Origin of the sequence: Microbacterium sp. BF1 (assembly GCF_019279095.1) — a bacterium.
In the GTDB taxonomy this organism is placed as follows: domain Bacteria; phylum Actinomycetota; class Actinomycetes; order Actinomycetales; family Microbacteriaceae; genus Microbacterium; species Microbacterium maritypicum.
The window spans coordinates 1-1,700 of the sequence record NZ_JAGYWT010000511.1 but is presented as its reverse complement, the minus strand read 5'-3'; the positions used below and the strand labels follow the sequence as shown (position 1 = coordinate 1,700).

Annotated in this window: 1 pseudogene; it reads left to right on the top strand. The window is 68.1% G+C overall.

The features are described from left to right. Positions 1-1,700, top strand: a pseudogene (locus KZA10_RS14255) (error-prone DNA polymerase); the annotation flags it as partial.

Here is a 1,700-nt window from a genome sequence, read left to right as displayed (position 1 = left end):
AGCTGGCCGCGGCGTCCGCCTTCCCCCTGCGCCTGGCGCGACCGGCACTGCCTCAGCAGAAGGTGCCGGCGGGGCACACACCGATGACGTGGCTGCGCCACCTGGTCTGGGAGGCCGTGCCGTCGAAGTACCCGCGACTGGACGACGACGGTCGCCACCGGATCGCCCGCGAGCTCGACGTGATCGAGGAGAAGGATTTCCCCGGGTACTTCCTCATCGTGCACGGCATCGTCACCGAGGCGCGCAGACGCGGCATCCTCTGCCAGGGGCGGGGGTCAGCTGCGGCGAGCGCGGTCTGCTACCTGCTGGGGATCACCGCGGTCGACCCGATCCTCTACCGCCTGCCGTTCGAGAGGTTCCTCGCGACCACGCGGACCGAGGAGCCCGACATCGACGTCGACTTCGACTCCGATCGCCGCGAGGAGATCATCCAGTGGGTGTATGCCGAGTACGGCAGGGAACGTGCGGCCCAGGTAGCCAACGTCATCCAGTACCGTCCGAAGAACGCGGTGCGCGACATGGCAAGAGCGCTCGGCCACTCCCCCGGTCAGCAGGACGCCTGGTCCCGTCAGGTCGATGGCTGGGGCGCCGGACTGGAACCCGTCGAGGGGCACGACATCCCCGAGAAGGTGCTCGCCTATGCCGGTGAACTGTTGAAGGCCCCCCGGCATCTCGGCATCCACTCCGGCGGCATGGTGCTCACCGCCCGTCCCGTCGGCGAGGTCGTGCCTGTGGAGCACGCCCGTATGGAGAACCGCACGGTCATCCAGTGGGACAAGGACGACTCGGCCTTCATGGGCCTGGTGAAGTTCGATCTGCTGGGGCTCGGGATGCTCGCCGCCCTTCAGCACTGCTTCGATCTGATCCGGGAGAGCACGGGCGAGGAGTGGACGCTCGAGACCATCCCCAAGGAGGAGCCGGCGGTCTACGACATGCTCTGCCGTGCGGATTCGATCGGGGTCTTCCAGGTGGAGTCGCGCGCGCAGATCGGGCTGCTCCCCCGCCTGCAGCCCCGGGCCTTCTACGACCTCGCCATCCAGATCGCCCTCATCCGCCCCGGCCCCATCCAGGGCGGCGCGGTGCATCCGTTCGTGCGGCGGAAGATGGCCAAGGATCGCATCGACGAGGAGAACCGGGAACGGGCGACTCGCGGCGAGGCGCCGGTGGAGTTCGCGATCCCCTACCCGCACAGCGATCTGGAGGACATCCTCAAGCGCACGCTGGGCATTCCGATCTTCCAGGAGCAGCTCATCCAGATGGCGACGGCGATCGGCGATTGCACGGCCGATGAGGCCGACCTGCTGCGTCGTGCCATGGGATCCAAACGCGGCCTGGAGAAGATCGAGAAAGTCAGGGACAAGCTGTACGCGGGGATGGCCAGGCGCGGCCTGGTGGATGAGGCCGCCGATCGCATCTACGCGCAGATCCAGGCGTTCTCCAATTTCGGATTCGCCGAATCGCACTCCCTGTCGTTCGCTCTCCTCGTCTACGCCAGCTCCTGGGTGAAGCTGCACTACCCCGCAGCGTTCCTCGCCGGCCTCCTGCGCTCACAGCCGATGGGCTTCTACTCCGCAGCGACCCTCACCGCGGATGCGCGGCGGCATGGGGTCGAGGTCCGACGTCCCGATCTGCACGTCTCGGGGGCGACGGAGACCCTGGAGCCGCTCGTCGACGGCGCCCCGCGAAGGCCGACGGGTCGG